General features: G+C 50.6%; 12 protein-coding genes. 2 read left to right on the forward strand and 10 right to left on the reverse strand.

The window, feature by feature from the left end; genetic code table 11:
- Positions 1–83 precede the first annotated feature (83 nt).
- The 4 genes from SH449x_RS16955 to SH449x_RS16970 form a co-directional block, all read right to left on the reverse strand.
- Positions 84–2,729: an SDR family oxidoreductase gene (locus SH449x_RS16955; RefSeq protein WP_482377263.1), complete on the reverse strand. Its 2,646-nt coding sequence runs from the start codon at positions 2,727–2,729 to the stop codon at positions 84–86.
- Positions 2,730–3,230: 501 nt separating this feature from the next.
- Positions 3,231–3,725: a M50 family metallopeptidase gene (locus SH449x_RS16960; RefSeq protein WP_482377264.1), complete on the reverse strand. Its 495-nt coding sequence runs from the start codon at positions 3,723–3,725 to the stop codon at positions 3,231–3,233.
- Positions 3,726–3,743: 18 nt separating this feature from the next.
- Positions 3,744–5,720, reverse strand: a complete 1,977-nt coding sequence (locus tag SH449x_RS16965; RefSeq protein WP_482377265.1) for an alpha-amylase family glycosyl hydrolase — start codon at positions 5,718–5,720, stop codon at positions 3,744–3,746.
- A gap of 14 nt (positions 5,721–5,734) precedes the next feature.
- Complete coding sequence (locus tag SH449x_RS16970; RefSeq protein ID WP_482377266.1) at positions 5,735–7,897, reverse strand: HAD-IIB family hydrolase; 2,163 nt, start codon at positions 7,895–7,897, stop codon at positions 5,735–5,737.
- 267 nt (positions 7,898–8,164) lie between these two features.
- Here SH449x_RS16970 and SH449x_RS16975 point away from each other — a divergent pair, with 267 nt between their 5' ends.
- Positions 8,165–9,067, forward strand: coding sequence for an HAD-IIB family hydrolase (locus SH449x_RS16975; protein ID WP_482377267.1), 903 nt, complete (start codon positions 8,165–8,167; stop codon positions 9,065–9,067).
- A 17-nt stretch (positions 9,068–9,084) separates the two neighbouring features.
- Here the strand turns inward: SH449x_RS16975 and SH449x_RS16980 are convergent, their stop codons facing one another.
- The 6 genes from SH449x_RS16980 to SH449x_RS17005 form a co-directional block, all read right to left on the reverse strand.
- The gene (locus tag SH449x_RS16980) at positions 9,085–9,990 is read right to left on the reverse strand and encodes an alpha/beta hydrolase (protein ID WP_482377268.1); all 906 of its coding nucleotides are present in this window, start codon (positions 9,988–9,990) and stop codon (positions 9,085–9,087) included.
- A 3-nt stretch (positions 9,991–9,993) separates the two neighbouring features.
- Positions 9,994–12,723, reverse strand: a complete 2,730-nt coding sequence (locus SH449x_RS16985; protein ID WP_482377269.1) for a non-ribosomal peptide synthetase — start codon at positions 12,721–12,723, stop codon at positions 9,994–9,996.
- Positions 12,690–14,009 (reverse strand): diaminobutyrate--2-oxoglutarate transaminase, encoded by a 1,320-nt coding sequence (ectB, locus tag SH449x_RS16990; protein ID WP_482377270.1) that lies wholly within the window; start codon positions 14,007–14,009, stop codon positions 12,690–12,692. The genes SH449x_RS16985 and ectB overlap by 34 nt, the downstream gene beginning before the upstream one ends.
- Before the next feature lie 135 nt (positions 14,010–14,144).
- The gene (locus tag SH449x_RS16995; protein WP_482377271.1) at positions 14,145–16,562 is read right to left on the reverse strand and encodes a serine/threonine-protein kinase; all 2,418 of its coding nucleotides are present in this window, start codon (positions 16,560–16,562) and stop codon (positions 14,145–14,147) included.
- Positions 16,549–17,079: an ECF-type sigma factor gene (locus SH449x_RS17000; RefSeq protein WP_482377272.1), complete on the reverse strand. Its 531-nt coding sequence runs from the start codon at positions 17,077–17,079 to the stop codon at positions 16,549–16,551. Before SH449x_RS17000 ends, SH449x_RS16995 begins: the two co-directional genes overlap by 14 nt.
- 42 nt (positions 17,080–17,121) lie before the next feature.
- On the reverse strand, positions 17,122–20,055 hold the full coding sequence (locus tag SH449x_RS17005; protein WP_482377273.1) for a hypothetical protein: 2,934 nt from the start codon (positions 20,053–20,055) through the stop codon (positions 17,122–17,124).
- A 191-nt stretch (positions 20,056–20,246) separates the two neighbouring features.
- Between SH449x_RS17005 and SH449x_RS17010 the strand changes: the two genes are divergently transcribed.
- Positions 20,247–21,758: a hypothetical protein gene (locus tag SH449x_RS17010; protein ID WP_482377274.1), complete on the forward strand. Its 1,512-nt coding sequence runs from the start codon at positions 20,247–20,249 to the stop codon at positions 21,756–21,758.
- Positions 21,759–21,834: the final 76 nt, after the last annotated feature.

The following is a 21,834-nucleotide window of genomic DNA, read 5'->3' on the forward strand; positions in this document are numbered from 1 at the left end:
GACTCGAAGGATAATCTCTTCTTTCGCACGTGATAGAATCGCTTCGTTTCAGGACCTTCTTTGATTGAATGAAATGCTCTATCTCAATCTGTTGGAAGAAAGACCCACAAAGCTGGGCGACCGCAATTGCAGTGTACCGCGCGACCCAAGAGGCCTAGTCCCGCAATACTAAGATAGATTGATGTGCGTGCCGCATCCCAAAATCCGATGACATGATGCGAACGTGGCCCATCCAAGCGGGTTTCGACGCTGGGGACCGGATGGAAAATCGTCTCAACCAAAGTCGGGCGCGTCGGCTCTCCGTCTTGCAATTGATCAAGTCGCTCTGCGTTAGCCCGCATCAACAGTTTAGCGTGCCCAGACTCTTGTACTCGCTCGTCGATTTCAATAACCCCACGCCGACTTAGGGTAGGTAAAGTGAGGAGCCCGAGGAATGACCAAAGACTAAACCAAAGACTCAACTGAATCGTTCCCCAGACAGTCCCGAGATTAGCCGAACCAACGAGTAAGGCTGCAGCCAAAAGTCCAGTAGCAGTAAATAGCAACGCGACCACTCGCCCTCGCCACCAACTACCGGTCTTCACCGCAAACATTCGTCGATTTGCCGCAAGCTGGAAACCATCAGGTCCTAAAACATCTCGCCACTTCATGGGGAGCAATTGAAATCGCGGTCGAATCACCCCCGAAATCCCGCCCGTGAAACCTTCATCCTCGCTTTCGACAAGGATGCTTCCCAACTGACCCTCGTCCGAAGCCTTCGTCATTGCGTCGCGCACTCGTACTATGCGTGACATCATGGATGCGACTTGGACTCGGAGTTGAAGCAATAGAAAACTAATCGCCAAACCTGCGATGACCGTACCAGCAACGCCACCCAGTCTCCCAGCCGTCATAATCGCCATGGCAGAGGTTAGCAAAAGGCTGCAATGAACAAACACTCCACGAAAAAGACGACCTGAGAATGTCTTAAGGTTCGGGTGCTCTCGTCCGAAACGCTTTGGTAACCAGTAGCCTCCCAAAAAATCAAAAGGAAGTTGGACCAATGCGTACATCAGGACGAACAGGCCCAAACCGATGACTTGGGATCCGTAACTCGTGTCGGTGGCCGATCGCACTCCAGACAGCAACCCCCAAACAAGTAACGCTGTCGCCAATGTCACCATCGTGCCGACGGCGGAAATACCCAGCCAAAGTCGTGCACGTCCATAGCCAGGAACTGTTGGATTGTCTGTGGTTGCAATCTTCATGAAAATGTTCTTCTGTAACTGCGTGGCTTCTGCGGTCTTGCGTATACCTTTTAACATCCCGCCAAAGACGATGTTATGTAACGGAACCACCGCGTACCAATAGAGAATCCCGATGAGACCTTTAGGCCGATATCGTGCCGTCATCGTCAATTCGGTTTGATCGCCATTGCTATCCGAATCGAGCTCAAAGTTCAGCATCGCCACTCCAGGAAGCTTCATCTCTGCGAGGAGCGACAGCGATCGATTACGATCGACCCCCACGACTCGCCAAAAGTCCAACGCCTCTCCGAACTCTACCCGTTCGCTGTCTCGTCGACCTCGACGCAATCCAGGCCCGCCGACGAGGGTGTCCATCCAGCCTCGAATACGCCAAAGAATGTCGCCTGCATACCAGCCATTGCCGCCTCCGATACGACATACCGCCGCAAAAACCGAGGCGGCATCTGCGTTGATCAGAACGGAGCGTTGGTCTACAAAAACTTTTCCACCCGCCCAGACCGGATCGCCAGCGATCGGTCCAGCGACGGACCAGCGTGTTTCGACTTCGTTCGAACCGACTTTCTGAAGTGCTCTCTTGATCGCTTCTCGAACTCCCAGCGCCTCATGAGGCATTAGCCGTTGCGTTTTATCGTTGGTGATGACGACGCGATTTCGAAGCCCTTCGGCTAGTGGTCTTGCAATCTTATACGAAACCGGCGTAACGAGACTGATCCAAAGCGAACTAAGCCTAGGGGTAAGAAGAGGAACGGGAACAATCAATCGCTTTGGAATATGCAGTTCTTCCGCCATGATCCGCATCAGCTCTCGGTAGGGCATAACATCGGGCCCTCCGATCTCCAGCGTTTGCCCGGTGGTCTCGGGAACTTCTAAGCAACGCACCAACCAGTGCAATACATCGATGATTGCCACTGGCTGCGATTCCGTCGTCACCCAAGATGGAGTGATCATCACTGGCAGTCGCTCGACGAGGTATCGCAGGATCTCGAATGACGCCGAACCCGATCCGATAATCATTGCAGCCCGAAAGGACGTGACCGGAACACCGGTCGATTCCAACATGTCCTCAACTTCGCGGCGCGATCGAAGATGGCGACTGAGGCCATCGCCTAGCTCCCCCAATCCGCCGAGATAAATGATCCGTTGAACGCCCGCAATCGCGGAAGCCTTAGCAAAGTTCGAAGCTAGCTGCAGGTCTCTTTCCGCATATTTCCCACCCGATGCTTCCATGGAATGGACGAGAAAATACGCAACAGAACACCCCTGTAACTGCTCCACGAGTTGATCGACATCCGACAGGTCTCCGATGACGACATCCACCTTGGGATCTTTACGCCAAGGTCGCTCTTCGAGCTTGCGTGGCTCCCTAGCCAAGCAACGAACCTTGTATCCAGCGCGAAGCAGCGAGGGAACAAGACGACCACCGACGTAGCCCGTGGCACCTGTTACAAATAGGTAATCGTCTCTTAATACTTTATCGTCCAACGGAATTTTCCTTCCTAATTTTCATCCCGAACTGTCCACGGAAGAAATTCCGCAAGCGAAGAGCCCTTCCTCCGCCCATTACGTTCTATTGGTCGATAAGAATCCTCAACTCTTAGCAAGTGAAGCTCGCAACGGTTGCGAATTAGCGACATGTAAGGTTAGCAGGTTTGAGAACGATTTCAATTGAGCATGCACGTTCGGAGCAATTGTCGAAGCTGGATAGGGTTGCTTGCGCCGGTGTCAGTGAGATGTCGGTTTCGTTCAACCTAAGTTCCGTAAAAGAGGAGTGGTTTTTCGTCAGGATAAAGGACGAGAAAACCAAGGTTCTGTGTGAGTATTTGGAGATACAGACGAGGTACGCCAACGGGGCGGGGGCAGGGTATTGGAAAAAGCGACTAAGGAGAGGAGGCAATTTTGGCTGGGCGGCTGTTTTTCGATGCCAGTTAGATTGTAAAAGGGAAACGCTGCTTTTTGTTCTGCGCACCCACTTAAACTGACAACCTAACGTTCACTTTGCTCCACGAGTTTCGCGACGAATCTACCGCTGACCGTCTTTCGCTCTACCAACTCCCGTGCTAGTTGCTCGACCAAGCCCCAGGTTTGGTCATCGGAAAGCAAGTATTCCGTTTTGTCCATCCAGCGGCGTTGCAGCCGTTCGACTTGCTTCTCGGAAGCACCACGATACCGAGCGAGTTGCCTGATTTGAATGAGATCCTGTTGCGCTCCTCCCCAATTAAACTTGCCAGTCAGTTTCGCTTCGCTGATAAGTCCCGCGAATTGGATTAATGCTTGGGTCTCGATCTCATCTTGAATCGGCGCACCTTTTCGTTTGCTCATTTGGCAAACACCGAGCCGGATACTATTTCGTACGACAGAAACCTTTTCCACCGGACGCCCTAATAGAACAGCAATAATGGCATGCCCCGCCTCATGGAAAGCAGTCGCCAGTACGTCTTCCTCGTCGTTCGTCTCGTTGGAGTTATTCGCAAACCACATTTTTCATCTCATTCAGTATCAATTGCGTTTTAGCCAATAATACTGATAACCCTCGATCGGAATCGAGTCGGAAGTGCTCAAAATGCTTCCGGAAACGACATCTTCAAAGAAGCGTCCCATCCCAGCAATCCGCAAGCGATTAGCGGGGATTTGACTGGGCTTTTCGGAAAAGTTTGCGAGAACTATCAATCGATCTCCTTTGTGCTGTCGGACGTAACCAAGGACCGATCCAGTATCCGTTGGAAACAGCTCGAGATCCTGGCCGGCTAATGCTGGCTGAGAACGACGCAGCAAAATGAGTTTACGAATCGATTGGTAAATACGATTTCGGTAGGGATGGGCGGCTTCGCTTTGCTCCAGCCAATCCCAACGCATCTTGGGGCGATGCACCCAACGCGTGTCTCCTGACTTTGCTGGGTCCTTCACGAAGTCGTAGTCGTTAATCGTACCCCATTCCTCGCCAATGTAGAGGAGCGGGATCCCCCCAATACTCAAAATGATCGAGTTCATGAGCAGGATGCGCCGAATCGATCGCTCAATTTCTTCTTCGCACTCCTCTTCTATCGCTTTTTCCAATCCGATCAATGACGCCATCGTACCGCTGATGCGCATGTCTCCCGTTTGCTCATTTTGCTGGAAAGGAATTCCGCGTGCAAAGGATCCAGGAAATTGACCGGTGTAGAACGCATTGAGAAACTGCCTGTGGTCGTACGCTTGGATACCAACCGCAGCGGCGTCGGCATCATCGAACGTCCAACCGATATCATCGTGGCATCGAAGATAGTTGACCCATGCAGTCCCGGCAGGCAGTTTGTGACGGTGGCTCAGCGACTGACGCAACAGCTTCACCTCGCGCGTTGCAAGGGACTCCCAACACAACGCCATCAAAGTTGGATTGTATGAAATCTGGCATTCTTCTGTGCTGACGTACTCGACGACTTGATCCGGGTGAACGATGGCCTCGCTTTTAAACAGAACTCCAGGAGCAGCAATATTGGTCGCCGCCCGAAAGGCCTGGATGAGTAAGTGGGCTTCAGGCAAGTTCTCGCAGGTGGTTCCCAGCCGCTTCCAGATAAATGCGACGGCATCAAATCGCACGACATCGATGCCGTTATTGATAATGAAGAGGAGCTCGCCCAGCATGGCATTAAACACCGCTGGATTGGCGTACTTGAGATCCCATTGAAAGTTGTTAAAGGTGGTCCAGACCCACCGGCGCATGCCATCGTGCCAAGAAAAATTTCCACGTCTGACCGTCGGGAAAATCTCTCTCAATGTGCGGTCGTACTGGTCGGGAATCGTACGGTCTGGGAACAAGTAATAAAAGTCTTGATACTCAGGGTTCCCAGCCTTTGCTTCTTGTGCCCACGAGTGATCATCAGCGGTATGATTGAAAACAAAATCGAGTACTAGCAATATCCCCGCGTCACGTAAACGCTTTGACAACTCACGTAGATCGTCGATCGTGCCAAGCCGTGGGTCGACGCTTCGATAGTTGCTGATCGCATAACCTCCGTCGTTGTCACCTGGTCGGATTGCGAACAAGGGCATTAGGTGCAAGTAGGAAAGCCCTAGTTTTTTGAAATAGGGAATGTGCTCCTTGAGCCGTCCAAGATTTTCACTAAACAAATCGACATACAACGCACCTCCGACTAACTCCTCGCTCTGGAACCAATCGGCGTGATGGATTCGCTGTTCGTCAACTCGGTGCAACTCGTCGCTTCGCTGGAAAAAACCTTCCGAAATCGTGGCTAGGATTTGCTCTAGATGATAAAAAAAATCATAGCGCTCGCCGTAGAGCTTACGAAGCAATTTGAACAGGGCCGGCCAATGCTCTATGAGCCTGGACTCAAAGGCCTCTATGTCGGAATCCTTAGCCTCCTCTCTTTCCCAAATCGACTGCAGTTTCGGGAGCAGTCGTTTCAGCGTTAGCTGTTGTTCATATTCTTGTGAACCAAACGGAGCATCAACCCGGTAATTTCGACCAAGCAACATGGTTTGCTACCTCGTTACGATTCGCTTGGGACTCGGATGTGTCCGAGAAAGTTGTAATGCTCAATCCCTTCTAAGATACCTCGCGCGTGATGAGCCTTAGCGAAATAAATCCGAGGCAGCTTTCTCAGCTTTTCAAGCTCCGGGCTGTAGTTCCCTACCACCACGCCAAGAGTCCTGCCTCGAAGCATTCCCTCGTCGTTCCCGGAGTCGCCTGCGATTAACAGCTGCTCTGGTTCAAACCCCCAGCGATAAGTGATATAGCGAATCGCCAGATCGGAACCGCCTCGAATGGGTAGCACATCCAAAAACATACGTCGCGAAACGATGACCTTAACGCGTAGCCCTGCTTCGCGAAGAGCGCGTCGTATTTTTCCAATAGATGGTGCCATTGCTGTATCGATCAAATAGCTGACTTTAAACTCGGTTTGCTCATGATCGTTCTGTCGAGACAATCCGTCGATCGAGTCGAGGACGCGGTATACCTCGGCTGGCTGCCAGTACATTGCCATTTGCTTTGACCAACCTTTGTCTTTTAGCAACTCCTTTCCGTAGTACAACTCGGTGCCGACGGCGGTTGCTAGCAGATCCGGCCTTGGGAGATCATGCGCCTCGAGATAGGACATGACATCATCGAGTCGCCTGCCTGTAGCGATGCCAAATCCCACCTGCCGCCCACTGTTGTGCAGCATTTCGGAAAACTCCGCTAACGCTTGATCGTCCCCTTCGAGCGTATTATCAAGATCGGTAATAATCATCCGATCGAAATCAGGCAACCGCCGCGGGTATCGTTTGTCGGCGAGTACGGGAACCGCCGAATCTGCCACCAGTTCACACACATCCCGCAAGTACCGATCGGCGTGGGTGTCCCAGCTGTAATGCTTTTTTACATTCTCAATACCGTTGCTAGACCACTGATCCCACGATTGAGGTTCGGTCAAGCAACGAATCAGGGCATGCTCAATCTGGGCTTGATCGAGCGGGTCAATCAATAAACCATTCTGGCAGTTGCTAACAATATCCTGGGGACCGCCATCCTGGGTCGCAACAACAGGTACGCCGCAAGCTGCCGCCTCCAAGAGTGTCAACCCGAAGGGTTCGTTGACAGCCGGATTGACGAAGACCCCACGCGTTAGCGCTGCGTGTCTATATAGCCAAGGAATGTCATCTGGTGCATGCGTCTTGGGGTAGGCAACCTTTCCGTAAAGATCGTAAACATCAATCAGAGTGAGAATGTTCATCAGAACGCGTCTCTGATCTGCTGGTGTCTCTCGCAGATCCGTCCTCCTCCCCATTACCAAAACGAGATTGGCCAGCGACTGTAACTGGCGAGATTTGCCATACGCATGGACCAGTGTCTCGAAGTTCTTTTTCGCGTCCGGTCTAGCCACCGCCAGGATAATCGGCTTATTGGGATCTCGTAAAAACATCGACAACGATTGAATCAACTGGCAATCATCTGGCGGTGTTCCGTCAGAGCGAAAGCGTTCTAAATCGACACCTGGCGGTATGATCTCCATCCGATCCGGTTGATAATGCTCGTAAAGCTCGTATTGCTCGCGAACCTCTTGCGATGTACTAGTGATCACTAAAGACGCTGTCTCAAGCGCAATTTCCTCCGCCTCATTTCGCGATGAAAATTGAAATGTTTGCTCTAAGGAACTGCGATCTTGCTCGCCTTGTTCCAACAATCTCTCTCGCTTCACTCGCCCCAGTGAGTGCCCTGTAAATACATAGGGCACATGAAGCAGTCGCGACAACTGAGCACCTGCGTAGCCTGCATCCGCGTAGTGTCCGTGAATCACATCTGGCATTCCATTCCGCCGAAAATACAGCAAGCACTGATCTACGAAAAAATCGAGATAGGGCCAAAACGCCTCTTTGCGAAGATATCTCTTGGGACCAAACGGCAATCGAACGATCCGAGTCTTCGGCCCCAAAGACTCCTGTACGGTGGCATACGTTGGTCCCACACGATCATCAATAATCTGCCGTGTGATTAAATCCACTTGACCAACCTCGGGACGATTCCCCAGCGCCCTGGCCAGTTCCAACACATACTTGACTTGCCCGCCAGTGTCCGAGTCACGCCCCAACTCGGGATCCACACCTCGCACTAGCCCATGCAAGCTTAGCAGTGCGATTCGCATGGGTTTATTTGTCTGATTTTCAGGATTCATTTCGACTTAGGTTCAGGTCTACGAGTTTCCTATCGCTGGCAGTATAGCACAATAACAACGAATGGTCACCTACGTATTCGCTGTTTTGTCACAACAAGAACTTATTACAAGTCGCTGCACGCGACTCAATGGATAATTCCTAGAAACTCACTATCCTTCATTGATGCCGAGACTCCGCTTACTTAAGCAGCAAGTGGCTGCATACGAAAACCAAACCGTTTCGGTTCGAATATTTTACGAAATAACGAAATAACAAGACGAAGTAAGATGAACACACTAGCGACAGATCTCGATGGTACTTTCATTCCATTCGAATTCACCGACCAACCAAAGACACAATGCGTTTCCGATCGCAGCGAAACAACTAAGGCTGTATCTACATCTCTCGAAGAACAAAAGATTGCGTTGCAGAGATTATCCCTGCTTCATGCACAAGGTGCTTTTCAGCTGATCTATATCACTGGCCGAGATGAGCAGAGCGTGATGCAATGTATGTCAGACGAGCAATTGCCCTCACCCGAATTTATCTTTTGCGATGTAGGAACCACACTTTTGCAAAGGACGAGCGGATTTGACCAAGACTCACAAGCACCAACGATATACGAAAGAGTCACCGCCTATCATAAGGAGTTAGAAGCAATCACCTCAGGACTTCTCGCTCGTGATCTGGGGGGAACATTGCCCGCGATGCCAAAGACACAACTCCAGGAATCTCACAAACAAGGAATCTTTAAACGCAGCTACTACTGCCAGCAACAGGATCTAGACGATGTTACAATGCTGATTCGCCGGCACCTCGCAAAGGGTAACCTACCGTACCAAGTGATTGGCAGCATCGATCCGTTCAATGGTGATGGACTTATTGATTTGCTCCCCGCAGGAACCAACAAGGGATTTGCGCTGAAATGGTGGACATCCAGCTTCAAAATGCCTTGGGATAGCGTTGTGTTTGCCGGAGACTCTGGCAACGATATGGCCGCATTCAAGACGGGCGTGCGTTCGATCGTTGTAGGCAATGCTCCGCAACCCGTGATCAAGGAGATCCGTGACTATCATCAGTCCTGTGGAACAATGAGCAATCTATTCCTGACGCAACGCTTTGCGACCGCAGGAGTATGGGATGGCAGTATCCACTTTGGGCTAATCGAGCCTGACCAAGTGGACCTATAAAAGGACGAAGCCTACTCTTAAGAAGGTATCATTGTTGGGAAAGAGAGTGGAAATGCTGCGGGGACTGCAATCGCCTTGTCCGCTGGCGTTCGGGGATTGGTCTCCATAAAATTGCCAAACCAGTCAAGGATCGCATTCCGAACCAAATCTCGATCGCTTTGCATAGTTGCAAGATGATCAACATCGGGATAGTAGTGAACGGATAGCTGGGGGGTGGGCCGGATCTCCGAAAACATCTCGTAGAATTGACCAGGGTAACTATAGTAATCAATAGAGCCGCCCGTGTAGATCCATTGCATTCTTGCACCTCGTCCAAGCAATGTTCTCACCTGATTCTGGCAAGTATCCCGATCTGCGAATTCTCGAATATCCTGTCCCATGGGCATGGTACGGTAAGCCTGAGAATTACCTCGTAAATGACTGCGGAACAACTCCTGCCACTTTTTGAACCGGACTATCTTTGGCCCATACTTTTTCGCGAACCAATTGAGATAGAAACGTGGTGTTCGGAACCCGCAACCGTCCATCAAAGATAGACCCACGATCCGTTCGTCTTGAAGGGATGCGGAAAGCGCGTCATCGGCTCCAGAACACAACCCAAACAATGCAAATTGTTTCCAACCGTATTGCGATTCCAGCCAGTCCAAGGCCTGCCTAATCTCATTTGCTGCTCGCTCCAAGGAACACCCAACTGCACCGACTGGTAAGCTTTCGCCAATCCCCGAAAGGTCGAATCGAAAGGAGGCGATCCCCATGCGTTCCAACCCGCGTGCCAACTGCACATGCAACCGCATAGGACCGATGTGTGAGAGCATCCCAGGCGTTAGCATCACGACGGCAACATCCGACTTGGGAGCTGATTCAGGACAAGAGTACCAACCGACCAGGTTTCGATGGTCACCGAATACGTTCATGGAATCCATCTTCTATTCCTCGCTACAAAGCAGTTTGATAATTGTTTTCGATGTTGCAGGCGACGCGAATGCGCTATTGGCGTACATGAGACAATTCCAATAGATCTCGTCCTCGTTGGGATAGATATTCCAGCAACTAGTATTCTGAACCGGATGTTGTTGCGATTTTTCCGATACTGTGACAATCCAGCTCTTGTAGGAGGCATCGAAATCTTCAGCTAACGGCCATGACGTTGCCGCCACTTCGGTTCCCAAGGTGAATGGCCATGGATACCCCATGATCTCTTCCCTCCCTAACTCGCGGACACTGAGATAACGAGTTAGCCCCGAGGTTTCCTCGGCATGCATATTGCTTAGTTGATCGAGGTACTTCGGACCATCCAGTACGGGATCCCAAGCGACAAAGTGCTCGATCTGCTCCAAGCGGGACGAAGCGACAACGTTGGCCCCCAATCGCACGCCAACAATCGAGACTCGTTCGACCTGCAATTTGCTTCGTACGGCGTCCACGACGGATCGAACGTCTTCTCGCCATTGTCGCAGGGACAATCGTTCGAGACCTCCATCAGAGTCTCCAGTTCCTGCATAATCGAAGCGAACGACATCAAAGCCGTTTTGGGCCAGCTGTACAGCAAGTTGTTGCATATTGCGGAAGGCCCGTGTCGCTTCGTGTCCATACGTCGGAACCATAACGACAGCATGCTTCCTCGAGGGCTGTTTACCAGCGACGGGCGGATAGTGCACGTTAGCAAGCCTAGCACCTGCACTGCGGATCTCAAGTGAACAGATCTCGGGAAGCTTGGAACGGAGGTTCGCGGTTGAACTTTCGCTCGCAATGTTCCTATTCGAATGAATAGCATCTCGTAAATACTCGAGCTGCCTACCCATCGAAGCGATGGTAGGGTTCGCGAAGAAATCACGAACAGGAATGACCATGTTTAATTCGCTCGACATACGGGCGATGATTTTGGTGACCAACAATGAGCTTCCACCAAGATGGAAAAAATCATCGTGGACTCCCACACTAGGAAGCTGCAGGACGCCCTTCCAAACTTCTGCAAGCTGTCGCTCCAGGTCCGTGCTTGGAAGCGATTCGTCTTGTATGCCTCCCAGCACGACCAAATCCGTGCCACGCGGTAGAGCGGCGCGGTCGATCTTACCGTTGATGGTCTTAGGGAGCGAATCTAGGATCGCTCCGCGTGTTGGCACCATGTAACCAGGAAGCCGATCGCGGAGGAACTGCATATAGGCACATTGGTCAAAGCGAGACACTTCTTGCGGAACAAGGTAGGCGACCAAATACTTTTGGCCGTTGGCTTCTTCACATACAACGAGTGATTCGCGAATATCAGGATGCAGGTTCATCACGGACTCGATCTCGCCCGGTTCGATCCGATACGATCCTATCTTCATCTGATGATCGACGCGGCCAGAGAATTCAATGTCCCCCGATGGCAACCAACGTGCGAGATCACCCGTCCGATAGATTCGCTGAGAGCCGCTCAGTCCCGCCAGTTCAATATTGAGAAACGCTTTGTCCGTCAGATCCGGACGGTCTAGATAACCGCGTGCTACTGCTGGTCCTCCGATGAATAATTGCCCTGTCTCCCCTTCACCCACTGGCCTTAAGGTCTCATCCAAGATATGAGCATCGTAGCCGGGCAGCGGTCGACCGATCGGCATTTGCATGCCATCCCAATTGGGATCAGGAATGAAGGCGGTGCAGGTTACGGTTGTTTCCGTTGGACCATACGCATTGCACCACAGCACTTCCTGTTGGCACAATCCACGCCAGCGCCGATAATGCTCGACCGATATCTTTTCGCCCGTCACGATAACCAACCTGAGGCAATCAGGAACCTGTGCCTCCGAAGCGGCCATGAGGTCGACCCATTCATTCCAGTAGGCCGTGGCGATGTGCAAGGCTGTTATTTGATTTGTTTCAATGAGATGTGATAGCTCGATGCTAGCATCCGCTCTTTCTCGCGGTCGCACCACCACGGCGCTACCGACCAGCAACGGAGGGTAGATTTCCTCGATGGCAACATCAAAGTTAAGAGTCGAGAACTGAAGGGTTCGATCGGATGCCTCCAATCGATATAGTTCGACATCCGCTAAACAGTAAGTAACGAGGCTGCCATGTTCGATTTGAACCCCTTTAGGCTTGCCGGTTGAACCCGAGGTATACATGACGTACGCAAGCAGATTACTGGGTAGTTCGACATCCGGGTTCCGAGTGTCGGATTCGGAAGCAAAATGCTCGGGCTTAACGATTTGCACCGTGCTTGGATCAAGATTTGCATAGAGCGAGGTATATCGGTCGTCGCAGATGATCAATGGAATGCCTGCATGACTAACGATGTACTCCAGTCGATCGGCAGGAAACTCTGGATCGAGCGGAACAAATGCCAAGCCAGCTTTGAGAATACCAAGCATGCTCTGGATCGCTTCGATAGATCGATCTAGACAGATTCCGATTCTCGTTTCCGAAGGCAACGACATTTGGAGAAGCGAGTGCGCGATTCGGTTCACGCATTCGTTCAATTCTAGATAGGTAACCTTTCTACCTTCGAATTCGATCGCAATGGAATCTGGGGTCCGCTCAACTTGCTGTTCGAATAATTTAGTAAACGAAGCGTAATTCAAAGAAGACGCGTGTTCGGATTGTTCCAGGGTATTGTTCAACATGAGTCTTTGCATATCTCGAGCTAGGAAACTGGAACTGAGGTGCTTGGGATCCATGGCATGGCTGGAAGGTTGACCACATTTCTTGCTCGGAGTTCTGCAACGACTGATTCGATGGAGCTTTGCAGGATATCTAGCCCGGTGTTGAGGTCCTCGCTCGAAATAGTCAGGGGAGGTAACAGTTTGATTACTTGATCGTTCGACCCAGAGGTTTCGATCATGAGACCATTTTCGAAGGCCTTTTTGCAAACATCGGATGCCCAAGGATTGTCGCCTGTATCGATTCCCCACACCATGCCTCGCCCTCGAACAGAAACAGCACATGATGGTAAATTTTGGCTGATACTTTCCAGTCGACGAACTATAGTGTTTGCGTGGTGGGCAATTTGTTCGACCAAGGTATCGTCTCGCCAATACTCCAGTACGGCACGAGAGGCAACAAATGCGAGGTTGTTACCGCGAAAGGTTCCCGTATGCTGGCCAGGCTGCCAAATATCGATCTCGGGATTAATCAAAACGAGTGACATGGGGAAGCCACCGCCGATCGCTTTGGAGAGGCAAACCACGTCTGGTTTGATCCCTGAAGGTTCGAATGAGAAAAATGTACCGGTTCGTCCATTCCCAACTTGGATGTCGTCTACGATTAGCAATACATCATGCGCCTTACATATCTCGGCGACGCGCTGCAACCATCTCGTTGATGCAACGCGTATACCACCCTCTCCTTGTACAGTTTCAAGAATAACGGCGGCTGGGAGTGGTAGTCCGCTACTACTATCGATTAGCATACGCTCAAGAATGAGGCTTGTATCAAAATCACCAAGATAGCCATCGAATGGTAAGTGGGTCACATTATTATGGGCCCCGTAGGAGAGATCATGATAATATTGGTTCCCGGTCAAGGCTAATGAGCCGAGAGAGTGACCGTGATATGCATTGGTAAACGCAACGATATGTGAACGTTGTTTGCACTTGCGGGCAAGTTTAATTGCAGCCTCGACTGCATTGGTTCCGGTCGGTCCGGTAAACTGAACTCGATACTTTAATCCTCGCGGTTGAAAGATTATCTCATCTATAGCCTCAAGCAGTTCCGTCTTGGCACGAGTTGCAGTATCCAAACCGTGCATTACTCCGTCACACTGAATGTAATCGAGTATTGCCGATTTAACGCGAGGGTTATTATGTCCGTAGTTTAAGGTCCCAGCACCGGCGAAGAAATCTAGGTACTTGCGTCCATTGACATCCGTGAGCCATGGGCCTTGGGCGGTGTCGAATACTGTGGGGAAAGAGCGAACGTAACCGCGAATATTGGATTCTAAGCGTTGGATGGTGTCTAGGTTCATCTTGGTTCTGGGGCCTTAGGGGACGATAGAAAAAACCACAGAAGGCTAGGTCAACGGGAATTCCAAACGAAAGCTCAGTAGCAGACAACCTAAGAAAACCGGTGAAGTCCGGTATGGATTTTCATCCTTTAACGATTAGTCGGGAGATCTCGATTCTAATTTCGATCGATACTTTTTAATCCACTCGCTGACTTCGGTATCTTTGGTTGCCCACCAATGATCCGCATCACGCTGAGGCCAAGGCTTGCTTTTGGATAGCAGTGCAATGGTGGCGCTCACCGCCAGCATTGTTGCAGGTCGTTTCTCTGGATCAGGACTTGAGCATGCAAAGAGCAACGAGATAAGTTCATCTACAGTATCCATATCCATACCTAAGTCGGGAGACTTGCTAAGAGTGGCTTCTCGAATCGACTGAGGAGTCGCGCTAACACCGGGCACCTTCCCTGTCAGCAGGAACAATCCGAGGACTCCGAATGAGAATGTATCGATCCTTGGGTCTGTAATCCAAGGGCTTTCGATACGTTCTGGTGCTATGAAGCCCGGTGTTCCGATAACGATCCTCGTTGCTGACATATCCCGACGGATAGGATCTGCAATATGCTTGGCCAATCCAAAGTCTACAACTTTCACATAATCTTTTGGACTCGTCGAATTGATCATGACGTTTTGAGGCTTTATGTCGCGATGTACAAGCCCAAATTGGTGCGCCTCCGCCAGTGTCTGTGCCACTTGCTTGAGAAAAGAAAGAGTCCGAGCAATCGGGATGCTACCTTCGAACTCCATGAGTTGGGCTAGCGTAATCCCCTCTACAAGTTGCATGACACAGAAAACATGCCCATCCTTTGAAATACCAAAATCATAGATATGCACCACATGCGGGTTATCAAAACTAGCTGCAAGACGAACTTCTCTCTCAAATCGTTTAATGGTGGCTTGATTCACAACATTTGGCTTGATGAGCTTGATTGCAGCAGGTCGATGAAGCGCTTTATGCACGCCGAGATAGACAACGCCGAGTCCTCCCTCACCCAGTTTTTCGGAAAGCCTATAAGGTCCCAAGGACCTATTGGAGAAGTCGATATTTCTCAAGTGGCGGACGAGCGAAATGCTTAGTAGTAGTGCCATGCAAGTCATAGGAAGTGCGAGCAATACGAAGAACACTGAGTTCACGAATTCGATCCCGCGAAAGGCATCAGCGTAGCGAACCTCCACTATGACACCCCGTTCCAAAGCATCGATCCATCGCCATGCACCTATAACCTGAATGCCTCGATAATCTCGGTAACCTTGTATATTCTCTCCGTCCTTTTGAAGCATCAAGCCCCGCGCGGCCAGAGTTGGCGGCCAGTTTTCCGGACTTTCGAGCTTTGCACGCTTGGGCTGGAGTAGATCTGCGCCCGGATCCAGGCACGGAAAAAAAACTTTGCCTGATCGGGACTTTTGATCCTGCATCTCCGGTAATGATAGCAAGAATTCTTGATCGGCAACTTCTGAAGTAAAGTGCCCGTTGGTGTCAATCATGTAACACTGGGCATCGGGAACCAATGCAACATCTAGAATCGCCTGCAACTCATCGAGGAATCCAGAACTGCGAATCATCATGGCCGCGATAACTGTATCCGCCTCTTCTTCGCTCTGGTCTATAAGCGACTCCCTGGATGCACCAAATATTGGTACGAAGAACATTACAAAGGGTTTATCAGCTTCGAGGGGGTAGTTTTTGCTCATGGTTTCGTTGCTCGGTTTGGGCAACAGAACCTGGGGAGCCCCATCTTCAAAAACTCGACTCAGAATGGACTTGCCAGTCATAGATGCGGCCTGTCCAAATCCTATGGGCATATCTGATTCAAACTGCCAATCGGCGAGCAATTGGAAGTTAGCATTCCAAACTGCATATCTCAGATTCGCTGACTGGGAAGCCTTGTGTACGGATGAATTATCTCTTCTTCCGATGCGACTGTTTCGGCTTGCAAGCCGTGTTAGGGTCGTAGCTATGAGGCGTTGTTGTGGAGCATTGCGTAGATCATCGTTCAGCGTATCTGGCGAGTTGGTGCGACACATTTGGTCCAACTCTGCAATGCACTTCTGGACTGTCGACTGCTTGCCCCAATCGGAAAACCGCAGCTGATTGTATTCCACCCAGGTTAAAATCTGATTTCGCTTTTCAGAAGCGGCGCTTTTGAGTCCATCGAGATACTTACCGCGGGCTCCGCGATTAATCTCATATCGCAGATACAAGCCGAGCGTGCATATGATAACTAACGATATCAAGGCAATCGAAAGTGGTGTGAATCCACCAACTAACCAGTATCTTAACCGGTTGAGTTGACTTGAAACTCTACTCTTAGAGGTGATGCTTTCTCCGCCAAAACGCTGAGTCGATTCCATGATCGTTCGACTACTATTCTTCTCCAAAAGTAACCGCACCTCTTGTGCGATGTCCGGTTCGGTGACCTCTACCTCGGTAAGTCGAGTTGCTTGCACGAGGGGAGGCTGAACCATTAACTCAAAGAAAAGCTCTTTAGCCTTGGCGTATTGCTCAGCATTCACCATCGACTCCGTCGAGTTGTTTGCGCAACCAAGCCCTACACATTCGCCATTCGTTCTCGATCGTCCGCGTTGATAACCCTAGGACTTCGGCAACTTCCGCAACTGTCATACCACCAAAAAACCTCATCTCTACAATCTTCGCCTGTCGAGCGTCCAGGTTCTGAAGAACCTGTAACAGGTCGTCCAAGGCAATAACATCACTGTCGTCGGACGACGACAATTGCAGATCGTCGTCAAATGCAATACGCACAAATTCCCCGCCCCGCTTGATACTTCGTCGCGCTCGGGCATGGTCCACGAGGATTCGGCGCATGATTGTTGCTGCTATGGCAAGGAAATGCCCTCGGCTTTGATATCGGTCTGAGTGTTGCTTTGCAAGCTTCACATAGGCTTCATGCACTAGGACTGTAGGTGACAAGGAAACGGTAGCCGATTCGGTTTGAAGATAGCTTGCAGCTAACCTCTTCATCTCCTCGTAGGTTTCCTGAATCAAATTGTCCGCCGAACGATCTTGGGTCATGGACGTACAGTGTAACGTCCTGACGCGCCTCTCGCACGCTTGTCAAAAGTCTCGTCGCTGATTTTTTTCCCGCTTGGGATCACTTTCCTCGCCCTTTTTAGGTTTATCGCCCTGGAAAAATTGAAATGGCACCTGAAAAAGATCGACCTTCATTTTGGGCAGTTCTTTGGACGACTGTTCTTTGTCCTCATTGCTAACACGAACCGTTATCCGCTCCATGGAAATTCTTCCAACCAAGACCAATCGCTCGGGTAACTGCATCAAGTTCAGTTCACAGCCACGAAACCAAGTGAGCCACGGAGCGCGATAGTCCGGGTTTGGTAAGGCTATTTCAGGATCAAATCCAATCAATCCCGGTGGGGGATTTACCGATGCCGCCCAGGCAGTACTATCCCAAAGCCGCCCCTTTGGTTCAAGATTGTATCGACCACCGAGCGAACATTGGAGTTTCGCATCAAGTAGACTTTCTGCTCCATTAAGTGCATCAACTGGTTCGATATGCAACTGTTGCTGCATGGAATCCAGCAATAACAAATTACCCCGGGTAGCCTGCGCGGCCCGTCGATAGGAAAGGACATTGAAAAACGAGGCCACTTGACTGCTCTTCAAGTCCCCGACCCGAAGCCTCCCCTGAGCAAAGTTTGGCGTAGGCGCTGGCTGCAAAAATCGGATGCAATCCTCAAGAATGGATCGATCAAAAGAGACAACACTAAACCCCGCCGACTGCCATCGCCATAATCCGAGCAACGATTTTGAGAATCCATAAACGTTCGGAGCGCCGCCACCCAGCCCAAACGGCAACCTATCCAAATATCCAGGACTTGGCCACGTTCCGACGTACCCCGGAATCGATTTCAGAACCCGCAGTGTTGCTAGTAATCCCTTGGTCTCTCCAGGGACCGGGGGCAGTAGGTCCTTTATGCCCATGAACAGGACGTGATCCTGCGGCGAAGGTGAAAGGATATTTCCACCCGACAAGTGAACCTGCAATTGCACCATGTCATCCGCCGGAAGAACGATTTCCGTTTGGACCGGTTCGCCTAAAAAGGACGATAACCAACCATACTTTTCACGTCCCAATGGAGCGATATACCCCTCAAGAAGCAATTGCTCCACTTCTGGCTGCTGCTCATCTACATATCTTCTTACCCCAACCATCAACGGGTCGGTCTGCTGCCACTTCGAAGCATAAAAGCTCGCCTGATTCCTGTAGGCATCATGCTCCGCCGAGGAACAATCGGCCAAGTTCACGTCTGGAATGGGAAGAAACGAACCGCGTGCTCCTCGGATTGAGTCGTACCAAGCTCCCTGAAACCGTAGCGTCTGAGAGCCGTCAAAACGATTTTGAAACGATGGTGGCAAATAACCCGATGCAATGAGTTCGTCGATCGAATCTTGAATGTTACTCCCCAAGTATTCCCGTTCCTCGAGTGCTACTCGCGAAGCCATCTCCGCAATCTCAAGAGATGCAATCGCCTTTAATCTTCGCCGCAATTCGATCTGATATTGAGGTGAGACCAAATTGCGAAAAAATTCAGATGACAAATAAGCAAACAGGCTGTAATCGTTGCTGACAGGCATAGTCAGTCGAGCAAAACGAAAGGCTGGCGAATCTGCCAGCGAACCACCCTGCTTGGAGACCTCCAAGAACCGCTCCGCAATTCGTTGGCTGGTTGTAATCAGCAAGTACTTGTCGTGCTCCACCATGAAGGAACGAACCCGGTTGTCAGGCGTGCTTAGCAACGACGCTTTCCCCCCTGCTATATCGATCGTCTCCAGCTTGATGCCAATATCCGCATATTGTCGCAACGCTCCCCTGCGATCGTTATCCATGGACGACTTGAGCAGTGCCAAATTCTTAGCTTCGAACAAAACACCAAGGGCTGGCCCCTCCTGAAGGTAAAGATCGGTTCCTATAATCGCCATGTCGGAAATGATTGAGTCACCGAACAAACGCCCCACCATCGTCGTCTTGGTATTGAGCATTCGCTCCATTCGGTCATTGGTCTGGTAGTTGATCCCTCGAAGCACCGCTAATTGAACCAAGTCCCCCCCTCGCGATTCGCCAAATTGTTTGAACCACATGAAATTGGCAAAGCTACCGAAACGGATGTAGAAACACTCCGCCGGTACGTGAGTCGCAATCGATTCGATAGGCAAATCCGCTGGAGTGTCCGGGGGGGCTAAGGTCTGCCAGTTCGGTGCTTCCGGAATCGGAAATCGGGGCTCTTCTCGCGAAAATGGTTGCTGCAGTGTCTCTCGATGCAGGTCGGCTCGCAGTGTCTCGACACCAGCCACCAACTCTAGCGTTTGCATGGGGTCGGTCTGCTCCGCGTCATCCTTTTTTGGCGTCTTAGTAATTGTTGGGGCTGGCAGTCCAAATCGATTGCCAAGCATGTAAATCAGATAACTCTCGATGATGGCCGGATAATCACTTCGCTCCACCTGCCTTTGGGCTTGGGCTATGTAACCATCCCACCATGAGTCTCGAAGTTCCAAATACTGCTGGTCGACTTGATTGCCCGCAAGCGGTCTCGTCGGTTCAACGTTCACTTTAAGCTGAACGTCTCCATCCAGGTAAACATCAAAAGGTGTGTCACTCTTGAATAAAAACTGAACGCGAACCAATTCCGTCGGATTGATTTGGTCCCTTGCATTGGCCACAGCCGTGCGAATACGTTGTACCAACGCACCAATTCTGGGGCGATTGAAGCGATCGCGGGCTTCCTCCAACGCGATTCGATCTTGAGGCGGCGCTTCGATGATATCAATTGCGGGGAAGAAAATGCGATCTTCGTCGTTGCTCACAACCACTCGAATCGATGCTGTCTCCGACACCTGCCCAACCGGAACGGTGAGCCGTGCGAATCCGTATGGATTGCCCGAGATCGCTTGGACAGAGAGAACAGGAGTATTTTGCTGAGCCATGCCGACTTGATGCAGCAACATCAAACCAACTACAACAACTAAAGACACGAGAGCCTTCCCAGTCGCTCTTAAAGAACTCACCAAAATCCAATCGCGATAACTCTTAGCGTGCCAATGAACTGCCCGGCCAAAAATCGAATGGAGTGACAAAACCAATCTCGCTTTCTCAAATGGGATAAGCACAATAGGATCACAGTCGAATCCATCGCCATCCAACTCTCTCTCAATTATCGCGTATCATGGGTTTGCGGACAATTCTCAATTTTGAATATGCGAACTTGCTTCGCCAACTCTACTGCGGAGTTCTTTGCTGTCTTTCCTGGACGCTTCCGGCGATTGCAACCGATCGGTTCGGAATACAAATCATCGACGAATCCTCGGGAAGAGGTATCCCTTTGGCGAAACTGACGACAACTGATAACGTCGAATACTGGACCGACAACCAGGGCTGGGTCGCTTTTTTGGAACCTGGCATGATGGGAAAAGACATTTACTTTTCCATCGAGTCACCAGGCTATGAGTACCCGAAAGATGGGTTCGGTTTTGAAGGTGTCAGGCTCAGAACCACGCCAGGGAAACGCGAGAAGATTGCTCTCAAACGGATCAACAAAGCAGAACGGATGTATCGCATCACAGGCAATGGACTCTTCCGCGATAGCGAACTACTGGGGGGCTCTTCACCGCAGGATCGAAGCTCGTGGAATGCGGGAGTTATGGGCTCCGACTCCGTGCAAATGCTTCCCTATCGAGGCCAATTATTCTGGATTTGGGGAGATACGAATCTGGCTCATTACCCGCTGGGTAACTTTCACGTTACGGCCGCAACGAGCCCTATTCCTGCTCCTGCCACCGACAGTAACGAATGGGATAGGGTGCAACAAGGGATCAATCTCACCTACTTTACGGACCCAGATACTGACCGGCCCAAAAGAATTTTGCCCGACGATCAGCCGGGAGCGATCTGGTTGTTTGGTGTATTTGCCATAACCGATCCCTCGCGAGAAGAAGAAGTTCTGATTGCCCACTACTCCAGGCATCTATCCTTGGGAAACATGGTCGAGCACGGGATCGCCATTTGGGATAACGACAAAGAGGTTTTCGAAAAGATAAAAACATTTGAACCAACGACCATTTGGCAGCACCCGAGAGGGCAAGCGGTAATGAGTAGCCAGTCAACTGGAGACTACATCTACTTCGTGGAGTCCTTTGCTAATACACGAGTTCGAGCAAACCTTGATCACATTCTGGATCCAGAACGATATGAATCGCTAGCTTGGGATAAGGATTCACAATCCTACCGCTGGCAGTCCTCGCGAGCCCCCACCTCTCAGAACGAAGAGCAAGATTTAATACGAAGTAAGGAAATGCCTCCAGCAGATGCTCGCTACCTATTCAAAACTGGCGACGACACCATCTTCATTCACCGCAGTTCGATCCAGTGGAACCGTTTTCGCAAGCAATGGATCTTGATCGGCAACGAGTACAATAGAAAAAACGAACCATCCCACCTCGGAGAGGTTTGGTACGCGGAATCCGACCTCATTGATGGACCGTGGAGAAACGCCGTAAAGATTGCGACTCATCCTAAACAAACGTTCTACAACCCTCGGCAGCACCCTATCTTTGCATCTCACGACGATCGGGTAATTTACTTTGAGGGAACCTATACCAAAATGTTTTCAGGCAACCCCATCGCGACACCTCGCTACGAATACAATCAACTCCTATACCGATTGGACTTGAACTGGTAGTCCTTCCAATGACTTCATGCCAGTTGTAGTGGAACTCGCCAGAGTTCCCGCTTCTGAAGGGAATTCTGGCGAATCC

Origin of the sequence: Brakhagea baltica, assembly GCF_052161605.1 — a bacterium.
Classification (GTDB): domain Bacteria; phylum Planctomycetota; class Planctomycetia; order Pirellulales; family Pirellulaceae; genus JBKCUI01.